Below are 21,135 nucleotides of genomic sequence, written 5' to 3'. Positions count from 1 at the left end.
GTAAGAAGCCCTCAACGACAGGATCTGCCCCGGACGGGTGCCTGCTCACGCGCGAGCGGCCCACGAACATTCCTGTGCTTGGGTCGCTCTGACAACGACGCGCTTTCGCCAGGACGTGACTCGAAGACGCGCCGAACGGGACATCGCCCCGGTGTTGGTTGTCTGCCCTCGGCCGGCAGGTTCCTTCGCTGGGATGTTCAACCTCGAGACCACAACCGGACTCAGCCGAACGGCAACCGGGATCCCAGCGTTGAGCATGGCTCCCGACATGTCTTGAGGCATCCTGGTGTCAGCGGCCAGATTCGCGCCTATGCGCTCAACCACGGCCACGAACGTGGATCTTGGAAACCAAAATCAGGACAGCGGCAAGCCAGTTCTGCCACCTAACCAACCACTGGCGGTCTACTCGTTGACCTAGCCAGATCGCCGCTGGCAGTTTTTGGATTGGCGGGCTCCCGATCTGGCAGCCATTGACTCGTAGACACTGGCTCAGTCACCCACAACTTGGCCGACCAGAACGGACACAGCCAACTGCCAGAGGTTCGCATTCGATTTGGCTAGATGGCCCTGCGGTCATATTGCTCCTGAAATGATGGCCGGCTGGGCGAACGCAGTTAGGTCAGTCGCGTGCTGACAGTTCCCCGTCCGCCAATTGCCACCGGGCCACCATCCTCCGATTCAAGAGCCCTGCCGATTCTCGCCACAAGATCTGCCACTCCTTCGCTTCGAATCCTCAGACGGTTAGACGGAGCGATCGCTTCAGGAGAGGTGGTTCGGCACGGCCTGGACTCAACGTTCGGTGCTGCATCGCGCCGCCGAATTTGGCCATTGGTTTCGGCTAAACGACCCACGAATTTCTCACGGCCCGTTGCCCACTCGGCATGAGTTTTGACACCGTGGCACACGGCCAGCCACTTCCCGAAACGGCCCACGAGGGATGGCAGGGGGTGCGCCGGCCGCGTTGGACAGATCTCCTCTGTCCTTCCAGAGCCCACCAGCGGGTCACATCAATCGGGCACGTCTGGCCCTCGCCAGTACCTCCGGGGATCTCGTCGGTCGGAGATGGTCGAAGCTTCTGTGGGTTGTGGCAATTCTCAGAACATCACCTGGCTGAAAATCCGCAGAGAGGCTCTTCGCTCGGTCTTGCTGAATGGTGGATTCGCCGCCCCGACTCGACGCTCATCATGTACGAGGCCAATCATGGGATGCGGCGCCATTCGATCGGACTAAGCGCTGAGGAAAATCGACGCGACCGTGTTCCACGTGATGAGCCATTTCCTCGGCCGTCAGCATCCGAAGGCCTCCACCTACTTCGATCCCGTCTGACATCGCAACGACCGTGCTGTTGAAATCATGGAGAGCCAGGCTCCAGCTCTATGACCCATCCTCGCCCTGCGCCGCTTCGCCGCAGGGCAGCCCTCCAGATCTCGCAGCTATCTGGCCGAGCAGACTGCCGTCCAGGATCTACCGGCTTGAGGGCGAGGGTCGCGTGGTCGCCCACTATCTCAACGGAACCCCGACGGCTCGCGCCGCGACATTGCTGGCATCAGAGAACGCTTCCGGCACCGTTATCCGGATTGCCGTGCTGGCTCCACCACGCACAGCAGTAGGCATTGAGTATTCGTCAGATCGAGAGCGAGTCCACCTGGATGCACCTGCCAGCACCAGGGTCGTGGCACAGTCGCGTCGATCTGCCGTACCTCTTTAGACTTGGCGTAGTTTCACCAACAGCCACTGACGATGAACACCTCACTTACCGGCGCTGAGACCTGTGAAGTTCAGTCGAGATGAGATGAGCCGACCGTCATGGCGCTGAGGGAAGTCCATCGTCTGGAGCACGATCGGCGCAACATTGCTCGCCGTTCATAGGCGTGCCCAACCTGAGCGGACCCTAGGGTTCTCAAAGACCTTCCCTAGACCTAGCTCAGTCGTCCGTTGAATCTTTGCCGACCGAGGCGGTCGGCTGCCGACCGGCCCACCCGCCAGGACACTTGGCGAAGTCGTGAGGACAGCGACGATGCGGTGGCTGCTCCCTGGATGGTTCGGGTGTCTTCGCGTTCCAGAGATCCGCCGCCGGTATCTAGCTCTGGGTGGCCTGTTGAACCCATCCTTCAGAGCAGACCGTCGAGAGCAGCCGGCTGCCATTTCATCCCGCAGAGGCGTCGCGCAGGAACTCGGCGTTTCACGGGAACCCAGTCTCCCTGAGCCGCCGATTGATGTCGGGAATCTTGTTTCCCGTGAAACATTCATGGCCTTGGCAGAGCAGAGTAGCCGAACGTCTTGCGGGGATTGGAGCAGGTGATCGTCTCAAGCTCCGTGAGGTCTTACCGGATCGAACTGCAAATATGATCCGGCCAGACTCTCAATGCCCCTGGCTCCGACGCGCCCCACTGAGCTGATCCCCGGTGAGCGCCAGCCCTCCCAACAGCACCCATCGCGCAGGTTCGCCTGATGCCATATAGCTAAAGGCACCCCATCGACAGCACCTGACAGATGACTCTGAGACCCCGCATCGGTAGGAGTGCATGGCACAGCTAGCGCCATTGACTGGGCGAGCGGTAGCTGGCCGGTGACCCATGATTCCTTGAATTGCGGACTCAGCGCCTGTGGCTGACGCCGAAGATCGACTCCTTTGGTGAGTGGAGATCTCAGCGGAGGGTGTGCACGTCCTTTCGCCATCGAGACGACAACCTGGGAAGGCGATCCGCAAATAGCAGGTCAGCCAGTAGAAGTCTCCTTGGCACAGACCTTGAGTTAGGGCCGCTTCTTGTTCGCACGGTCATCCACAGGTGTGGGTGGAGCTGTGGATGTCTCCGCCCATAGCCAAGGGGCCTCCAACGAGGCGTAGACATGGCCTGCGGAGTGTGTGGCAATCGCGCCCCTGTTCGGAAGGACGAAGGAGAGCGGCTCTAGGCAAAGCACTAACACGACAATCAAGGTCTGCAGACGCAGTTACTGATCGTTGGCCCGGTGCCAACCCACAAATGGCCTCCTCAACCCACCCATCCGTTGACTCCCCGGCAACGGCACCTGCCGGCAGGACTGGAATCCATCGATGAGGCAGGCTTGCAGCTCGGTCGGTGAGGGAAGCCAGAGATGGTTTCCCGTGAAACACAGTCAATGCGCCACGGACGGTAGGGCGGTCGTCCGAGACTATCTGGAAGCGATTCTTGGTTTTTGCGGCACTCAATATTGGCGGGCACACATAACGTGTGGGGTTCAGCGCCAATGAGTCGGAGGGGCTCCCTGTCCGAGCGGCCCCTCGATGCCAAGCTTGGAAGAACGGCCGAGTACTGGGGGCCGTTGGAAACAGGCAGCGAGCATGTTTTAGGAAAATGTTCTCTGCGGAGTCTTGCTTGGTGTAGTCCTCGTCGAGGATGTCCTGAGCCACTGGTTGACACGGCCGTGTGCCCGCGAAATTTCCCCAAGGACATGGCAGCTGACCAAGAAGGATGACGTAGGCACCGAGTTGAAGACCACGCGTACCGCGCCTCTTGTCGTTGAGGGAGAAGTCTTCGGGAGCGTCATACTGACCGGCCCCCTACCGCTCTCAGGGCCTACCGATGTCGCGCTTCACCTATGAAAACTTTGACCTGGCGAAGGAGATTGGATAGCGGTTGTCATCCCATCCGCTCCACTGCCGGATGTATCCGCAGCCCTAGCGCTTTCGGACCAACGGCTGCCGTTCAAAACTTCTAGGTTCCGCCATGCAACCTGCCCTAGCGGATGTGGTCCGACCGCTCCCTCGACACCGGTGGGCCGACGAATAACGGACGGCTCACTGGCACTTGGCATTGCTATGAGCCTGGCTGACGATCCGCCGACCCTGCCATGCCAGATGCAGCTTGCTGCCATACCTAACGTAGATCTTGTCTTTCCGTTCAATCCGAGCGATATGTCCACCAGCCTGGGTTGCACATGGCAAGAGTGATCTGTCCAATCACCTGGGTCTGTGTCCATGACAGATTCATCGTGCCGCATCAGTGGTGGCCAAAAGTCCAAGGTGGCTGGCGCTGAATGACGGGCATGCCGCGCTTCGCCCAAGCTGCCAATTGATGTCGAACCCAGGCCTCGAAGGCCGGCGAACCGTATCCACGGGAAGGGCGCTGCCGCCGCTCGAAATCCTCTCGGCCGCCAATCGCTTCTCATGACATCACCAGCTGGCCATGGCAATCTCTCGCCGCTCATCTGGATACGCGTTTCACGAGTCTTCGCCGGGCCACTGCCGAGCTTGCCCACCCATCGTCTCGTCCGATTACTGACCCCAGCGCGGCTCACCATCCCTTGCGGCGACCACGCGAGTACGAGACCACTCACAGCGTGGGCCCTTGTTCCACGTGAAACGGAGCTTCTCCAAGCCAAGGGCGACCCTCCGGAACGCCTTACCACCGACCAAACGCCACGCGGGTAGATGTGATGCGTCGTCACCAGACACACCCCCTTAGGCAACACGATGGCGGTTCTCTCCTCCATCACCCTTTACGGAACGGCTCCTCCACGAGGAGGATCCATGCAGCAGCGAGTACGTCTCAACCAGCAATCTTTCAGCATCCAAGACAAGAGCTACTTCTACCGTGGTCGACACCTACCAGCCCCTTGCCGAGCCCTGATCCTGACGCTGATGGAATGTCGACCTCTGGCCAGGCAGCCCGACCCTACTCAGCGAACGAACCATACCTATACGCGTTGCGACCCTGCTGTCGACATGTCGGTGCAGCTGATCTGGAGAAGTTGGCTTGACTTGCTGAGGGACGTGCTCCGAAGAAGTTGGCTCACAGCCCTCATTCGACGGGCAACAACCTCCGCTGTAAATCCATATGCTCGACGCTTTGCTGGGAACACCGACATCAACGATTAACCTGATTTCCGTAGCCCGGGATTTGGACCAGCTAGTTCCGAAACGCCTGGGCTGATTTTCAGTCGACGGAGCCTAGTCAAGACGCAGCGCGTGCAAGAGGATCGCATCAATGCGGAGAGCGTCTCTTCGAGACCCGTCCGCAATGCCCTATCCGGCTCCACCCTCGCTGAAGCCTTGACCAAGACCGATGGCCTTGGGCACCCCTCCACTCATCATTGCTGCCCCTGCTGGACGTGCGAACATTTTGCGACCATGCGCGCGGAGAACTTTCCGTTACTGACGGATCTGCTGCTCGCCAACCGTGACGGGTGGAGGGGAAACGGATCTGCAGTGCAGCGCCCGTCTTCTGACGCGCGAAGAGTGCCGTGTCTTACTGGGTTGGCACAGGACGTCACCCCAGCAGTCATCGTCTGTGTTTCACGTGGAACAGTGGGTTGGCAGCTCATCGCAACCAAGGCCCAAGTGGCCAACACCTAAAGAGCAACGCAGCGTCGCCCTGTTGAGGGCCGGAAGCTCCACGCACCGACATGGCAATCTCTTGAGTAAGAGCTATGCCCGGCGAGAATTCAGCTGACACGGCTTCAACTCCCCCGGTACTGCTCCGGTTCGGCTTCAGGCCACATCCAGTTCCAGGCCAGGCCCATGATCGTTTCGGCCATGAATCACTTAGGCGAGGACAGTCTGTTGTGCGCATCCCTCGCCTGTCACGGGCGAATCGCGCGAGCTCCGCCTTGGGCCCTCATAGGATTCCGCGATCAGGACCCAAGCAGGAGGCGACACTTGGGACCACGAGTGAAAGCTCTGTCAGCAGTTCCTGACTCTGACGTAATCCATATGCCCGTTGCCTGTTGTCCGATGGGCTTGGTTGCCGTGGGCCGCAGGGCGACTAGCACCGACCAAAAGTCTCCGCCTGTGGACTTGTCGCCTTAGGCGTCTCTCTAAGTTCCATCGGGTTCTACGAACTAAGAGCCGACGCGGCTCCCCCGTCCTGTGGATAACGCGCGGCCGGGCCGCAATCTCCCGTTCGCGGCATGAGCTTTACGGCTGGACGATCCGCGTCTGACTTCAACATGGAGCCGGCTGAAACTCAGATTCTTACTTCACTGCGACCAGTGGCTATGGATGCTTTTCCACAGACCCATCCACACTGTGGACGAACGCCGGCGTGAGTCGTATCCCTTTGGAAGGAGCATGTCTGGCTCCTGGGCTACAGGGTCATCGCCCTGTGGATAGACCCCCGTTGCGCCTTGGCGTACGAGAATCGGCACTGGGTCGAAGGACGAGCTCTTACGTCGCCGACGGCCAAGCGAGGACTCATCGCAGCAGACTGTGCACGCTTTTCCGCCTGTGGATAGCGCTGTGAAGTTTTGTGGTCACAGTCGCTTGACCTGCGGTTTGGCCTCACCATGGCTGTGGAGAAACCTGGGGACAACCGGCCAACAGCTGAGCTCTCGAGAGCCAGCAACGAAGCTGCTCAACTGGGTGAAACGGCGCCGACCGAGGCCAGCATGAGCTGGGTGTCTGACTGCTGTGGTTGTTTCACATCCATCGCGCCGCACAAGGGGATCGGAGACTGCTCGACAACGTTCGCTGGCTGGTACCACGGCGTCCAGGAAATAGATTTCGACAAGTGACTTGTGGTCCGTCAGCTGAGGCATGCGGCCGCCACTCCGTAGTCGGCCTCCCCATCCAGGGCCGCAGCTCTGGCTGCTTTACCCACAGGGCGTGGATGAGTCTGTGGATTCCCACGTCTAGCAGCTATCCGACCTCGAGCGAACCTGGCTGGCGTCCGCGCCCATAGGGCGTCAGTGGCATTAGACAGCCGGAAAGCATCGCAATCCAAGCGCCAGTCTGGGCGAGCCCCGGGCAAGCATGAAGACCAGTGGCTAGGCGTGCGGATCCAAGCCTCGCCGGCCTAGCTACTTCCAGACTGCAACGACGAATGTTCATGAGTAGAAGTATCGAGTGGCCTGACAGATCCGCGGTTGATCGGACCGTAGTGCCGTCGCATTACTCCCACGCCGTGCCGTGCCGCGCCGCAGAACGGGCACTCCAAACTGGCGACCTCGCAGGCTCTTAGTGAGTTTCACATCAGCCAGCTCCACCCGGTGTCCAAGCGTATTTGGATGTCAGTAGGCCCATCCGAGCGATGGCCAGTATCTGAAGCCATCGTTTGTTCTGGGGCATTTTTTGCAAGTCATGCTGCGGGGCCACTCGGGGGCTGTTTAGCGGCACCGAGTGGAGCCCACATAGAACTACCGCTTCAAGGACCACCACTCGGTACCCCCCAAGACAACCACCGGACGCCCCTCGCTACGGCAGCGACTTCCCCAACAGGGCCCAGGTCCAATTGTCCAAGACTGATCGCGATATGGGCATAGCAACGAGGCACCTTGTCCCAGCTGGCTCTTAGGTGCGGCGCACCCTCGGCAGATTTGTTTTGGGGACAGCTGGATACCGCCGAACCACTGCTGCCCCGAGCCGTGGCGAAGATGGACAGCTCGGGCTGGCAACACCACCGGCGCGGTCATTGGCTGGGCCACTGCAGATCGACATTGGCGTTCCGATGAGCCAATGAGGACTGGGCGCACCGGCGTACTCATTTTGTCGATGGGCCCAGCTCCGATGGTCTTGAGTCTTTGTGGAGTCCCTGCTCAGGCTGTGGAGGCTTGCGGAAGACACGACGTTCGAGCACCGCGCTGGATCAGCGGGAATCGATCTTCTTTTGGACCTAGCCGCAGCGACAGTCGCCTGTTGAGTGGTGCTCACGATTGCTGAGTCCCGCGGTATATCCCCAACAAGGGCGTCCTCGATGCCTCAACACAGTACGAGAATCCACTTGGTCGATGAAGCGCCTCTAGGGACAGGCCGTCGGCCGCATGCTAAAGGACGGTCACCCCACCGACCGTTTCACGTGAATCAAGCCCGGGGCCAAAAACAGCCACAAAGGCCAGCCAGCCTGACCACGGCGACTGGGCGATGGCTTCGTCGAGTCAGCGCGGTCAGGCTCTGCCAAGAGCACTGCTCTGCATCCTTAAGCGGCGCCTGGGTCGCGCTGATCAACGCGACGTCAGAATGCTAGGGGTGCGGTGGGTAGCCAAGACGACCATGAAGCTTGCAGCTCCTGTACTTGGCAGCGAGAGGCTTGACGGAGCGGACTCCGGCTTCCGCCATAGGATTAGACCGGCGAAGAATAGTTGTAGGTAGGTATACACCTTGGCCGCCGATGGTTCTTGCCTGCTCGGAGGCAAATACCTCGGGGTTGAGGTAGCCGCATTGGGAGCCTGACCAAGCGATGACTGACCTTTAGAGAGCGACTCGTGAGGCTGTATTCACAGCCTCCGCTGGCATCCGGTCAACCACGGCGAGGCGTCATTCATCACCTCATGGAGACCTAGTGATGATGGCGCTTCGAGGTGCAAAAGCATGTCTTGATGCCCGGCCCGTATTGATCTGGTCGGGCGGGGCCAAGGGGATGCGAGTGGCCGGCTAGGCCCAGCCGCTGAAGCTCTTGGTCGAAGGCGTTTCACGTGAAACTTTGACGGGCCCAATCAACGTCGGAGGTGCGCTCATCCTCCTTCTGAACGCGGCGTGAGCCCAACGAAACCAGTGCATGACGGCCGCAGATGGAAGTAGGGAAGTCAAGGCCGGCAACGAAGAAGGCAGATTAGCTGAGGTAGCAGCACCCCATCTGAGCCCTTGTCGAGTCGTCCATACCCCCTCGCGCGCCAATAAACTCCTCTCATTCCCGCCCTTGCACAAGCAGCTGGATGCTTCGCCGGAATCTGTCAATGTCGCTACGGCACGGCACGGCACGGCACGGCACGGCACGGCACGGCACGGCACGGCACGGCACGGCACGGCACGGCACGGCACGGCACGGCACGGCACGGAGATGGGAGCACCCTTACCCCGTGCGAGGTAGGTGATGCGCGTACCTATCTGCGTCCAAGGGACTGGGGGGTCAAAGTTAGCTAGATCTTCAGGAGCTTCTGGGCACGAAAGCGCGGACACCGGGCTGTCGTGCCGCCTTAACAGGTTCAACCATGAGCTGGTGACTTCCACGTAGCTGGCCATCACTAGGACTCGGTAAGCATTAGCTAGCTGAGCCGAATGATTCTTTGTTCACCATCGCAGCGATGGCAATGTGCCCTCGGCCTAGACGAGCTAGTTGGCCCTGTGGCACCGCAGTGCCGTTCCCTATGAGAGTGCCGGATGCGCCATGTTCACTACGTAGCTTCTGTGCGGCGGGAGCAGTCCACATCGATGGGCACTTCCCACCTCTCGTAATTGGTCTCATCCATGTGCCTGGAGTCCACAGTGAGATCACCCAATGAGCACTGGCTTCCGAATGGAAGCCATGGGGGGTGGCCAAAGGCGCCCTCGATTCACGTGAAACATGCTTGCGGTCTCAGCTGGCGAAAGTGATTTGCGGAGAAGGAATCGCGCGCCGATGAAACCAAAGATGGAAGCAACAGGCTGGCACTCGGATTGGCCGGCATGGTGACGAGTGACGTGCCTGAGCACAAGATCGTGAACCACAGTCAAGTGGGCAGGGTCGACATGATCGCAACCGTCCGAGGTCCAACGGTCAGTCAGCACGCCGATCTGACGCAACCACGATCGATCTGACCAATCAGATCGCCATCACCGTTCCCGGTAAAGTGAGGTGGCTAAAAGCCTGAGACCCTGCTGCCGAGCGACAGCGAATGGGGAGATAGTCGTCGCCTTGGTGGAACCGGGCGGCCCGGACGTGACCGTCAGTTGGCTGCGCATCACAGTGGAGGCTGGGTTCGCCACCGCTCATCGTCCGCGCGTTTGGTTCGTGGGGGAACTGCCCCGCACGAGCCTCCGGAAAACCGGCCCGTGCCGAGAACATCATCTGGCCTCTGGCCATCCCAGAGCGGGCCAACTGCAATCGCGAGCTTGCCCTGGTCCCTTATCGCGGGTGTGACCTCGACACGGCGGCACAGCTGTTCGGACCAGACTCCCCTCCCTATTCGGGGTTGAGTGCAAGTGACGCTTGTTTTGCGCCCATACCTAGTCCTGATCCAGGCCGACTTGGATCTCACGATCAATGTAGGGCGAGGTGACTTCACCTCAACGATCGCCGACCTCGTCGGGTGAACGTCGCTACCTCGGTGGCGACAGCGACATTCGGACTGTCATCGCAGCCTTTGGCCGGCAGCTCTCTTCGGGATGGATTTGGGTCGGTCGCACCAGCACCTGTCTACTACGGGCTCGGCAGAGGGATCTCGCGGACGTCGATCGTCCACCCGTCGGTGGAGGTTGCTCTGGGAGATGCAGCGGACATGCTTCTCGGTGAGTACATCACTGTGCCCGCGGCGCACGGCCGAGTCGGTGAGCTCCAGATCTGCCACCTGCGCCTTGAGCGCCCTTCCGCTGTTCTATTGGTCTGAGCTGATGGGCCCCTGTGGATCGGCGGTCTGGGCGTCGCTGATTCACGTGAAACAGGTGGTTGGCGCAGCCTTGGCCCTCAAAGGAGCATGCTGACGGACCTCTCGATCAGCGGGGCGGCTTCGTCCGCCCAAAGCTCTAGGTTCATTTGTGGCGGACCAAATCTTTGACACCACCTGTAGATCCATCTCGGTCGGCCAAGCCGCTGAGAGCCCTTTGTGTGGCTTCCAGGAGACGGCTTCACGCCTCTGCCGGCCACCACACAATGAGCGCTCGGCGAGATCCGGGGCGAGGCATGGCAACGGTCAGCGCCACAGGTAATCGGATCTACGGCACACGCTCATAGAGAAGCGCCCATCAGTCGACGGCTGAACGAGAGGCGTCCGGGCTGCCGCGAGGACCATCCAGGGACGTGTACTTCTGACCTACGCACCCCTCGGCAGCTGCGCCACGCTCCAATCTCCAGGTCGGATGCTCTTCTACCGGGCCCATGGAATGCTTGGTTCCCGCTCAAGGTCTGAACGACTGATCGAGATCCGACCACCGGAAGCCACCCGGCCGGCGCCGGGCGAAGCCGCACCTGGTCCGACGACAACTTGGCTCTTAAAAGCATCGAACCATTAGGAACTAGCCAGAAGTATGAAAAGCCCGTTGAGTAAGAGTTCCACCGGCGAGGCGGCAGAGCGACCTAAGCACGCGATGGATAGCCACGGTCGTTCGTGTCTGCCCGCCTAATCACAGATGAACGAGCGGCCAAGTTCAGAAAGCAGCTATCGCCCCGAATTTGGTCTCTACATGTCCTGCGGACCGATAGCTCACACCGCACTAATGCAGCCTCGGTCGGCCAGCAGGCATCCGCCGCCCAGCCTCGCCAGGCCGTGAGACTACTTCCCCTTCACAGCCCTTGCTCCTACTACTGCAGTGCCAAACGACTAAGCATTGGCCATCTTCTTGTTCGCGATCATGCGAACCGTCCACGGGAAGGTTCGTATGATCACGAGCAAGAGAGCGGAGGGCGGCCGCGATCATTCGTGACCACCGCACTCGGGCATGCTTGGAAATCGCCGCCGTATGCGAGGGAGTGCCCGGTGACCGTCTAAGGGAGGCCAGGATTGGCCCTAGTAGGACATCGCCGTTACGACGGGCCACGCTCAGTGCGGCCACCGGATACCTCTCAGCAGGAATGGACTTCCAGTGGGCGCTCCAATTGCTCAGCTCTCTGCACGATGATGGGGTCGGTGAAATCACGCTGACTCTCACGTCGCCAAGTGCCACCCGATCTGGCTCCAACAGCCGCCGCGTACAGGGCACCTGACCACCCCGCTTCGGCCAGATCGAGCAAAGTGTCTGATGATCCCGGCACGCGGCGTCGGCTGCTGCCGCCACCAGCGAATGACAAGCAATGACGACCGGACAGCCTGTGTGCCTAGGTCACGCCGTTGCCACGAGCCATCTAGCCGACCCATCAGCCCGCAACGCCAGACGCAAGTCATGGGAGGTGGCCACCTAAGTGGCGTGCTCCCCGGCGTCCGCAGCATTTCGGGAAGGCCGCGCTGCCATAAGCCCAGACTGACCTGGAGATGGCAGGTGGCACTGCCATGGAGATCTTCAGCCACCGGGATGCCACGGACAGCTGGCACGTCTATGGCTGAGCCAGATAGCCGGCTCCATGTCCCTGCAGAGCTGCAAATTGATCACCCAGCAAAACGGTCTAACAGCATTTCGGCAGCCAGGAGTACGACCCGAACCGCAGCTCAACCAGCTCGGCTGATCCCCCACGTGCCTTCGGCCGCTGCCCAGAACCACAACGCCAAGCTTTTGCCTTCCCCGGCCAGCTCGACGTTTGCTCTCGCACCGTGATCACGCCGACAACCCCGGACGCTTGGTCAAGACATCTGTTCGAACCGGCTCGCAGCACTGTGGACGCGAGTTTTTCCACAGTGCTGTCCAGAGATGGCGAGGGCACCGCAGGCGGATCGCAGGCAGTTGGGCCTGACCGGTCCAGCCAAGTGAAGCTGCAGGTCAAAACCACGTACGAGAGGGACGAAGCCCTTCACGGCGATGCTCGGGGCCAAGACGGGACGCCCGGAAAATTCACCTCACGCAGCAGTTATCCACAGGTCTATACACAGGGGAGGTGGATAGCTGTGGATGGCAAGGGAGAACCGTGATCGCGATGACAGAACGTAGCTACAGGCCGCGACATGAAGTGACGGAATCGCGACGCAGCGCTGATGGCGTCAGGAGAGCTAGCGCCGAATCAGGCGGTCAGCGCCGACCCCGGACAGAACTCAACCAGATGAGAGCCAGAGTCCCACTCGCAGAGCACCGCGGTGCAGCACCGGCGCTGAGACCGAACAGGAAAGGGTTCGGGTGAACCTCTCGGTCCATCCGAACCCCACCAGTCGATCAGTTATCCGCCGACTACCTTCGGCGTCCTGCGTCAGATCGGTTACCGCCTCGGGGAGGCGGTGACTTCTTCTTACTCGAAGCTCCGGCCGACGGGCTCGGGCTGCTCTTCTTTTTCTTGGAAACCTTGCCGGTGCGGCCGGCAACGATCCGCACTGCCGTGGTGGGCGTCCCCAAAACGGACTCACCACAGCGCACTACCTCAGCCGACGCAGCCCCCAGAGCGGTGAGGGTCTCGCCGGCGGCGGCTAGCTCGTCCTCTGCGGTGTCGCCCTTGATGGCCAACAGCTGGCCATCCTTGCGAACGAGGGGCATGGACCACTCGGCGAGAGTGGGCAGGGCGGCGACGGCGCGTGATGTGACGACGTCGAAGTGCTGCCCCGACTCGGCCACAATGTGAGCCTTGGCCCGGATGATCTCGACGTTGGTCAGGCCCAGCTCAGTGATGATCTCCCGCAGCCACGTGGTGCGGCGGAGCATCGGCTCGATCAGGTAGACGCTGAGATCGGGACGGGCGATAGCCACCGGGATGCCAGGAAGACCTGCGCCGCTGCCCACGTCGCCGAGCTCGGCGTCGTCGGGCGCGAGCTCCTGGAGCACGGCGCAGTTGAGAAGGTGACGTTCCCAGATCCGTTCGGCCTCACGGGGGCCGATGAGCCCACGCTCGACGCCAACAGTGGCGAGAGCCTGGGCATATGCATGTGCGAGGTCGAGTCGCGGCCCGAACACTGTCCGGGCCGCTGCTGCCTCTTCCTCAGTAGGTTCGACAGGCACGAAGTCTCAGGACTCCGCCGGCAGCACGACCACGTGCCGGTTCGGGTCGACGCCCTCGGACTCACTGCTCAGCCCGGCCTCAGCCACCACGTCGTGGACGATCTTGCGCTCGAAGGCGCTCATCGGCTCCATGGCGACGGACTTGCCACTGGTCTTGACCTGCTGGCAGACCTTGCCAGCCTTCTCGGTGAGCTGGGCGCGGCGCTGCGCGCGGTACCCAGCGACATCAAGCATCAGCCGGCTGCGCTCACCGGTGTTGGCCTGGACGGCGAGACGGGTCAGCTCCTGAAGAGCCTCCAGCACCTCACCACTCGAGCCGACGAAACGGCGCAGGGCCCGATCGTTCGCCCCGTCGGCAACGATCGCGACGGACGCGCGTCCGTTCTCCACATCGATGTCGATGTCCCCGTCGACATCGACGATGTCGAGGAACTCCTCGAGGTAGTCGGCGGCGACGTCGCCCTCTTCCTCAAGGTCTTTGATGGACGCTCGCGAGCGGGAGGACCGTTTCGAACCACCCGCGGCAGTGTCCTCTGCGGCCTCGGAGGACTCTTCCGTGGTGATGTCGTCGGCAGCCGTCGTGGGCTCCGCGTCATCCACGGGACGCTCCTTGACCGTCACTGCTTCGGCCTGTTCGCCGCTCTCCATGAACCGTCTCCTCACATCGCAGCCGGCTCGCCGAACGGCAAGCCTGGCACCGGTCATCCCCCGACGACCGGCCACATGAATTCCATGATGTCTGACGAACGATTCGCGACCGGAACCCGCCCCCACAGTGCGGGAAGGATTCCGGTCGCGGCGCCGAATGTTCCCGGCGCTCGAATACTCGAGACTTACCCGACCCTGGAGGGGCCGAGAGCTGCCCCCATTTTACGTTTCGGTCGCGTTTCCTTGCGCACGGCCCTGCGTCTTCGGTGCCTTCTGGCCGCGGTTCTTCTTCCGGTTCTCCTTCTGTGCGTCGGCCTCGGGCGAACCCGGGACCGGTGCGTGGCCGGAGGACGAAGATCCAGGTGCCGGGGTGATTCCGGAGGAGACGATGCCATCGGCCTTGGCGACAGCGCCGGTCTGCTTGGAACGCTGGGCCTTGGTCTGCTTCTTCGGCTGTACGCGCTGGACGGTGTCCACCACGGGCTCTTCCTCGACCGGCTCTTCCTTGGCCGAGCCCAGGCCCAGCAGCGGCTTGCCGCGCTTGGCCCGACGCTCGTTCAGGGCCTTCTCGGCGGGAGAACCCGGAGCCGGCATGCGCCGGATCACGTAGAACTGCTGACCCATCGACCACACGTTGGTGGTGAGCCAGTAGAGAAGGACACCGATCGGGAAGTTGACACCGGACACCGCGAAGACCAGCGGCAGAACGTAGAGAAGGATCTTCTGCTGCTGCGCGAAGGGGTTGTCCAGCGCGGACGCCGGCATGTTCTTCATCATCAGCTGACGCTGGGTGGTGAAGGTCGCCACCGACATCAGGATGATCAGGATGACCGTGACGATCTTGGTGCTGATGTCGGAGGACCCGAGGAAAGTGTCCGACAGCTTCGACCCGAACAGCGTCGAGTTGTTGAGCTGCCCCCGCAGGTCCATGCTCAGCGGCCCGATGGCGAAGTCGCCGTTCAGCACCCGGAACAGGGCGAAGAAGATCGGCGCCTGGAGCAGGATGGGCAGGCAGGACGCGAACGGGTTGGTGCCCGTGTCCTTGTACAGGGCCATCGTTTCCTGCGTCATCTTCTGACGTGAATCAGGATCCGTCTTGCCCTTGTACTTGGCCTGGATCTTGCGGAGTTCGGGCTGGATCAGCTGAAGCCCTCGGGAAGCCTTGATCTGCTTCACGAAGAGGGGGATCAGAATGATCCGGATGACGACCACCAGGCCGACGATCGACAGGGCCCAGGTAATGCCGGATGACTCGGGCAGGCCGATCGCGGTCCAGACGGAGTGCCACCCCACCATCAGCCAAGCGACGACGTACTCGAGGGGTCTCAGGATCTGCGTCATCGGCTCCTCGCCGGATCAAGCGGCACGTCGTGATGCGGACGGCGCGCAGTTCTGGTCAGTGGGAGCCACCCGGCTGTCTGCCTTTGAGTCGTTGGACTCGGGCTCGGCGGCGAGTGGCGCGGGCGAGTCTGCCTGAATCGGCATGATCTCGTGCGCGCCGGGCTCGCACCCGGACTTGCTCCTGACCGGTGGAACGTGGTCGACACCACCGGCGTTCCAGGGATTGCAGCGCAGAAGACGCCACCCGGCCAGCCAGGAACCCCGAAGGGCTCCGTGCTGCTGGACCGCGGTCAGCGCGTACTGCGAGCACGAGGGGTAGAACCGGCAGGTCTGCCCGTAGAGCGGAGAGACCAGCAGGCGGTACAGGGTCAGGAACCCAATGATCAAAAGCCTTGGTACACCGAGAAGCCAGCGAACTGCTCCGACCACAAGTTCCGCACCGCGACGCAGGAGCGCACGGAAGGGGAACCGGGGTGTGGCAGAGCTCGTCGGCTGCTCAGCCACGGGGGCTCCCGGCCGCCGGTGACGCCCGATCTGGACTACGCCTTCGCTCGGGCCCACCGCCGGAGGACGCACGGAGGGCCGAAGTCAGGGCATGGTCGAAATCGGCGGCGAGGGTCGACGAGCCGGCGGCAGCTGGATTTGCGCGCACCACGACGAGAGAGCCCGACGGCAACGCCGCCAGGCGATCTCTCGTGATGTGACGCAGTTGCCGCTTCACGCGATTCCTCACCACTGCCGGGCCGACCGCCTTTGACACGACGAAACCAACTCGTGCCGGCGAGGCCGGATCCGAACCAGTGCGGTTCAGATGGATGACCAGGGTCTGCCGACCGGCGCGACGACCTTTGCGCACTGCAGCGGAAAATTCACTGCCGTGACGCATTCGGTGAGCGCTGGGAAGCACCCTGAGACCGGGACGGCCGGATCAGGCGGAGAGTTCCGCGCGACCCTTCCGGCGGCGGGCGGCCAGGATGGCGCGGCCGGCGCGGGTGCTCATACGCAGGCGGAAACCGTGCGTCTTGGAACGGCGCCGGTTGTTCGGCTGAAACGTCCGCTTGCTCACTTGGGGACTCCCAGATAGTCAGTGCTGAGGCGATCGGTGCGGCCGGTGACGGGAATGCCACAGCGACCGCTGACACCGACCTCCATCGGACGCCCACGCAGGGTTGCGTGGACATGCGAAGAGAGGTCGCCGTCAAGCCCTCTCACGGTACGGGCGCACACGCCCCCGGTCAAACTCACTCCGCGGGGCGGGCCCGATACGACGTCTGCCCTTGATCAAAGCACCGATCAAAGCCCTGAGCAACGCTGTGTCATGGGTGCCACAGCAGGTCATCACGGACACCGGCCCTGTGACACAGGTGCCGAGACGACGTGCGCCAGGTACCTCGTCCTGAATTGGATCGGGACCCAGGAACCCGGACTGCACCACCTACCGTTCGACGGGTGGAGGACCACCCGGACCGAGGCCCGGGGCCGCCGGCGACCGGAAGAGCGGATGCAAACGTGAATCCGGCGTGATCTGCATCGCTGCAGTTATCCACAACCTGGCAGGTCGGAGCGGGCGAATGTGGATTTGCCGGAACGCCGTTCGACGCCTGGCGGGACCATGGTCACCCCCACACAGCGGCCTGACGAGCTATGGTCCTCTCTTGTGCTTCTGCCGCTGCGCTGACACGCCGAACTGGCTGGTCATTGACACGTAGGTCGAATTTGCAAACCGGGTCCGCCGTTGATGACGACGGGGGCCTGGTGGGTTCGACCGGGCTCGAGTGCACACTGGACCTGGTCCGGCCTCTCGTTCATACACAGGGTGTGGACAACGCTGTGGACGAACGACCGGATACGGACAGGTAACGGAGGTGAGCGGCGTGGCAACGCCGAACGAGGACTTCCCCTCAGTCTGGCGCCGGGCCCTCGATTCGCTCGATTCAGTGGGTGTGACCCCGCAGCAGCGCGCCTTCGTGCGTCTCGCGCGGCCGGTCGGCCTGCTCGACGGAACGGCCATCCTGGCGGTCCCCAACGACCTGACCAAGGAGATCCTGGAACAGCGCGTCCGGGACACGATCACCGGTCTTCTCTCGGAGCACCTGGGCATCCCCATCCGCCTGGCCGTGACGGTCGACTCCTCCCTCGCGGGCGGTGAGCCGGTGCACGTACGTACGCCGGCCGGTGGCATCCGGATGTTCGACTCCGAGGAGAACGCCACCTACGAAGTGCGTAACCCGAAGTCGCGTTCGGGTGAATCCGGCTTCGGAAAGCCGCGTGCAGACTTCCGCGTGGACTCGCACCTGGACAACTCCGGTCCGTGGCACCCAGGCGCATCCGCGCGCTCCGCGCCGGACACCCGTGACCTGCGGCCGGACGGCACCGACCGGGGCGAGCGCAGCAACTTCGACCGCTACCAGAGCGGCGGCGGCGAGTACCAGCAACAGGACTACCCGCTGCCCCAGCCCGATTACCGCCCCGAGTACCCCGGCCAGTTCGGCGGTTACTCCGGCACGCGGCACGAGGTGGACCGGTACGAGAACGACCGCTATGACGGCGAGCGCCCCCGGTTCGAGAGCCGGCGGGAGATGCGCCAGAACAACCGGTTTGACGGCGAGACCCGCTACGACCCCGAGCAGGGACGTTTCGACGCCGAGCCGACGGAAGCTCCTCGGCACGAGCCCGACCAGCTGGGCTTCGACCTGGACACCGGTCAGGACGAGAAGGCGGACGACGACCGTTTCGGCAGCACCCGTTACGACGGGTCCCGTCTCGAGCGCGACCGTCCCGAGCGCGACCGTCCCGAGCGCGACCGTCCCGAGGGCCAGGCCGAGCAGCCCTTCGAGCGGCCGGCCCGTTCCCGGTTCGGGGTCGAGGCCGATCCGGTGGACGAGTCCGCGGCGGACTACGACGCCGCTGACCAGCGCGACGAGCAGTCCAGCGACACCTTCGGCTACCACCATCAGGGCGATCCCGACGGCCCGGATACGTTCGGGCCGAACCGGCGCTTCCGGCATGAGCAGCCCTATGCCACGCCGAGCCGTAACCCGCAGGGCGACAGCGGTTTCCGTGGTGAATCACGGGGTGGCCAGAACTCGGACTCGATCATCGACATCCGTAACCTCGACCGTGCGAAGCCCTTGGAAGGTGCCGCGCCGGGAAGCCAGGGCGGTCCCAGTCCGCTCGGTGTGCACAACCCTGGGCAGGCCACCGGCCTGCCCGCGGCCACGTCTTCCGAACCGCATCCGGAAGACCGCCCCGCACGTCACCGGGCACAGAAGCCGACGGTCGAGCCGGCCCGGCTGAACGCGAAGTACACCTTCGAGACGTTCGTCATCGGTGCCAGTAACCGGTTCGCCCACGCGGCGGCGGTCGCCGTGGCCGAGGCGCCGGCGAAGGCTTACAACCCGTTGTTCGTCTACGGGGAGTCCGGTCTGGGCAAGACCCACCTGATGCACGCCATCGGCCACTACGCGATGAACCTGTACTCCGGGGTGCGCGTGCGGTACGTGAACTCGGAGGAGTTCACCAACGAGTTCATCAACAGCATCCGTGACGACAAGGCGAGCACGTTCCAGCGTCGCTACCGCGATGTTGACGTGCTGCTGATCGACGACATCCAGTTCCTGCAGAACAAGGTGCAGACGCAGGAAGAGTTTTTCCACACCTTCAACACGCTGCACAACGCGAACAAGCAGGTCGTGATCACCTCCGACCTTCCGCCGAAGCAGCTGTCCGGGTTCGAGGAGCGCATGCGGTCGCGCTTCGAGTGGGGCCTCATCACCGACGTGCAGCCGCCCGACCTGGAGACGCGGATCGCGATCCTCCGGAAGAAGGCCATCGGCGAGCGCCTCGAGGTCCGGGACGACGTGATGGAGTACATCGCCTCACGTATCTCGACCAACATCCGTGAGCTCGAGGGTGCTCTGATCCGGGTGACGGCGTTCGCGAGCCTGAACCGTCAGCAGGTGGATCTGTCGCTGGCCGAGATCGTGCTGAAAGACCTGATCCCGGCGGACGACACGCCGGAGATCACGTCGGCCACGATCATGGCTCAGACTGCGGCGTACTTCAGCGTCACGCTCGACGACCTGTGTGGGCCTTCGCGCTCCCGTGGGCTGAGCAACGCGCGGCAGATCGCCATGTACCTGTGCCGCGAGCTGACTGATCTGTCGCTGCCCAAGATCGGGCAGCTCTTCGGCGGCCGTGACCACACCACGGTCATTCACGCAGACCGCAAGATCCGCACCCAGATGGCTGAGCGACGGTCGACCTACAACCAGGTCACCGAGCTCACGAACCGCATCAAGCAGACCTCACGCATGTCCTGACCTGCGGTTTCTCAATAATCCACAGGTGTTGTCCACTGGCTGTTTGTTTTCAGAATTGTGGACGATAAACAGCTCCCAACCGGATCATCCCAGCCCTGCGCTTCTGCGTGGGTCAGAGGCGTAGCGCTCGGGATCGCGGCTTCTCGCCAGACTCTCTGAAATTGCTTATAGGGCAGTTTTTTCCGAGGTGACCAGTGGAGTGGCCGGAGGTTGGCGGCCACTCCACTGGTGAAAGCTCTCGTCTCGTTTTTGGGTCGGTCCTGCGCGCAGTGGACGCCCTCGCCTGGAATCGGGGCTGTAACCGTTGGCAACAGCCATCTACTGGGCGGCCCCGCCGGTCACTGCGCATAGGGTCGTGAGCAGGACAGATGCAGGTGCAGGAGGGCCTACGGGCGCCGATGCCGCCCGGGCGATGTGGCTCTGGCCCTGGCTGTAGCCGACCATCGAGGACCCCCGCCCCAACCTTTCGTGATCATGCAAACCTTCCCCGGGTAAGTGGGGCCACTTCCCGGCCGAAGGCCGGGATTGCATAATCACCAAGAGGGGCAGCCTTCCTGGGCGCCGCGCTGGCTGGCCGCGATCACCGAACGAGCGGTGCCGGCGGGCACGGGCGTGAACATGCTGACGATGGGTGTTTTCAATGCCGCCCTCGCCGGTCCGACCCCGGTGCTGGACGCTGCCCTGAGCGCCGTCGACCAGACGGCAGGGCAGGTGTCGACGCCCCGAGGCTCGATGTTCCGTTCCCCGTCCAGCCCAGCTCGTCCGATGACTCTTCGGCTCCAGATCCGCCTGCAAAAGGACTGCCTGCCGCTGTCTCCGACCGAGTCAGGGCGATGCATTTTGCCTTTCCACAGGCCTTGTTGGCTGGTCTCACAAGGAGCAAGGGGTCAACAAAATGCTTGGTTCCCGAGCCCGGGGCTTGGAAAGCAACAAAATCGCGGTCTCTCTTAAAACAAGCTCTCCGCACTCTCCTCGGGCACCCCCAAGCTGTTTTTGGGGCCTCGAACCGCTCTCTCCCACTCTTTTGCAGGGGTGTTTTTGCAGTGTCCACCTGTTCTCCACAGGCACCCGCTTTTTCCCCCAGGGACCCGGCCGTAGAGGCAAGTTCTTCCCTGTTCTTGTTTTGCCAGGTCAGGGGGCAAAAGCTGGGTGCAGCGGGCTCTTGGCACCGTTGCTTACGGGGGTTGGCTGTCCACACTGTGCACAGAGTGGGGATGAAAACTGTGGAAAACCTCTGGGAGAGAGGTCATGCCACGTGGTGGTGTCAGCGAAAGCCCTTTGGCGGCCTCGAGTTGCCCGTTGTCCACAGGGGCGCAGCGTTGTCCACAGCGGTGGACAGTCATGGAGCTTGTCCCCACACCTGGG

General features: G+C 62.5%; 7 protein-coding genes. 1 reads left to right on the top strand and 6 read right to left on the bottom strand.

The genetic code is table 11. From position 1 onward, the window contains the following. Positions 1-12,700 precede the first annotated feature (12,700 nt). The 6 genes from rsmG to rpmH all read right to left on the bottom strand — a co-directional run bounded on the left by rsmG (position 12,701) and on the right by rpmH (position 16,514). Positions 12,701-13,459: a 16S rRNA (guanine(527)-N(7))-methyltransferase RsmG gene (gene rsmG, locus LR393_RS10715; RefSeq protein ID WP_231483648.1), complete on the bottom strand. Its 759-nt coding sequence runs from the start codon at positions 13,457-13,459 to the stop codon at positions 12,701-12,703. Positions 13,460-13,465: 6 nt separating this feature from the next. Beyond that, entirely contained in the window at positions 13,466-14,107 is a 642-nt protein-coding gene (locus LR393_RS10710) for a Jag family protein (protein WP_231483646.1), read from the bottom strand. 222 nt (positions 14,108-14,329) lie between these two features. Further along, positions 14,330-15,448, bottom strand: a complete 1,119-nt coding sequence (yidC, locus tag LR393_RS10705; RefSeq protein ID WP_231483644.1) for a membrane protein insertase YidC — start codon at positions 15,446-15,448, stop codon at positions 14,330-14,332. A 15-nt stretch (positions 15,449-15,463) separates the two neighbouring features. Continuing rightward, positions 15,464-15,952 (bottom strand): membrane protein insertion efficiency factor YidD, encoded by a 489-nt coding sequence (gene yidD / locus LR393_RS10700; RefSeq protein ID WP_231483642.1) that lies wholly within the window; start codon positions 15,950-15,952, stop codon positions 15,464-15,466. Then, positions 15,945-16,355 (bottom strand): ribonuclease P protein component, encoded by a 411-nt coding sequence (gene rnpA / locus LR393_RS10695; protein ID WP_331282934.1) that lies wholly within the window; start codon positions 16,353-16,355, stop codon positions 15,945-15,947. Before rnpA ends, yidD begins: the two co-directional genes overlap by 8 nt. Positions 16,356-16,376: 21 nt before the next feature. Continuing rightward, positions 16,377-16,514 (bottom strand): 50S ribosomal protein L34, encoded by a 138-nt coding sequence (gene rpmH / locus LR393_RS10690; RefSeq protein ID WP_052528269.1) that lies wholly within the window; start codon positions 16,512-16,514, stop codon positions 16,377-16,379. Between the two features lie 808 nt (positions 16,515-17,322). Here rpmH and dnaA point away from each other — a divergent pair. Continuing rightward, complete coding sequence (gene dnaA, locus LR393_RS10685; RefSeq protein WP_331282933.1) at positions 17,323-19,770, top strand: chromosomal replication initiator protein DnaA; 2,448 nt, start codon at positions 17,323-17,325, stop codon at positions 19,768-19,770. The last annotated feature ends 1,365 nt before the right edge of the window (positions 19,771-21,135 follow it).

The organism is Kineosporia mesophila (assembly GCF_021129235.1).
Taxonomy (GTDB): domain Bacteria; phylum Actinomycetota; class Actinomycetes; order Actinomycetales; family Kineosporiaceae; genus Kineosporia; species Kineosporia mesophila.
The sequence above is the reverse complement of the archived record's forward strand: the minus strand, read 5'-3'. Positions and strand labels throughout refer to the sequence as shown.

Excerpts from the sequence above, each read along its gene's own strand:
- LR393_RS10710 (WP_231483646.1), bottom strand. The coding sequence starts at position 14,107 with ATGGAGAGCGGCGAACAGGCCGAAGCAGTGACGGTCAAGGAGCGTCCC.
- yidC (WP_231483644.1), bottom strand. The coding sequence starts at position 15,448 with ATGACGCAGATCCTGAGACCCCTCGAGTACGTCGTCGCTTGGCTGATG.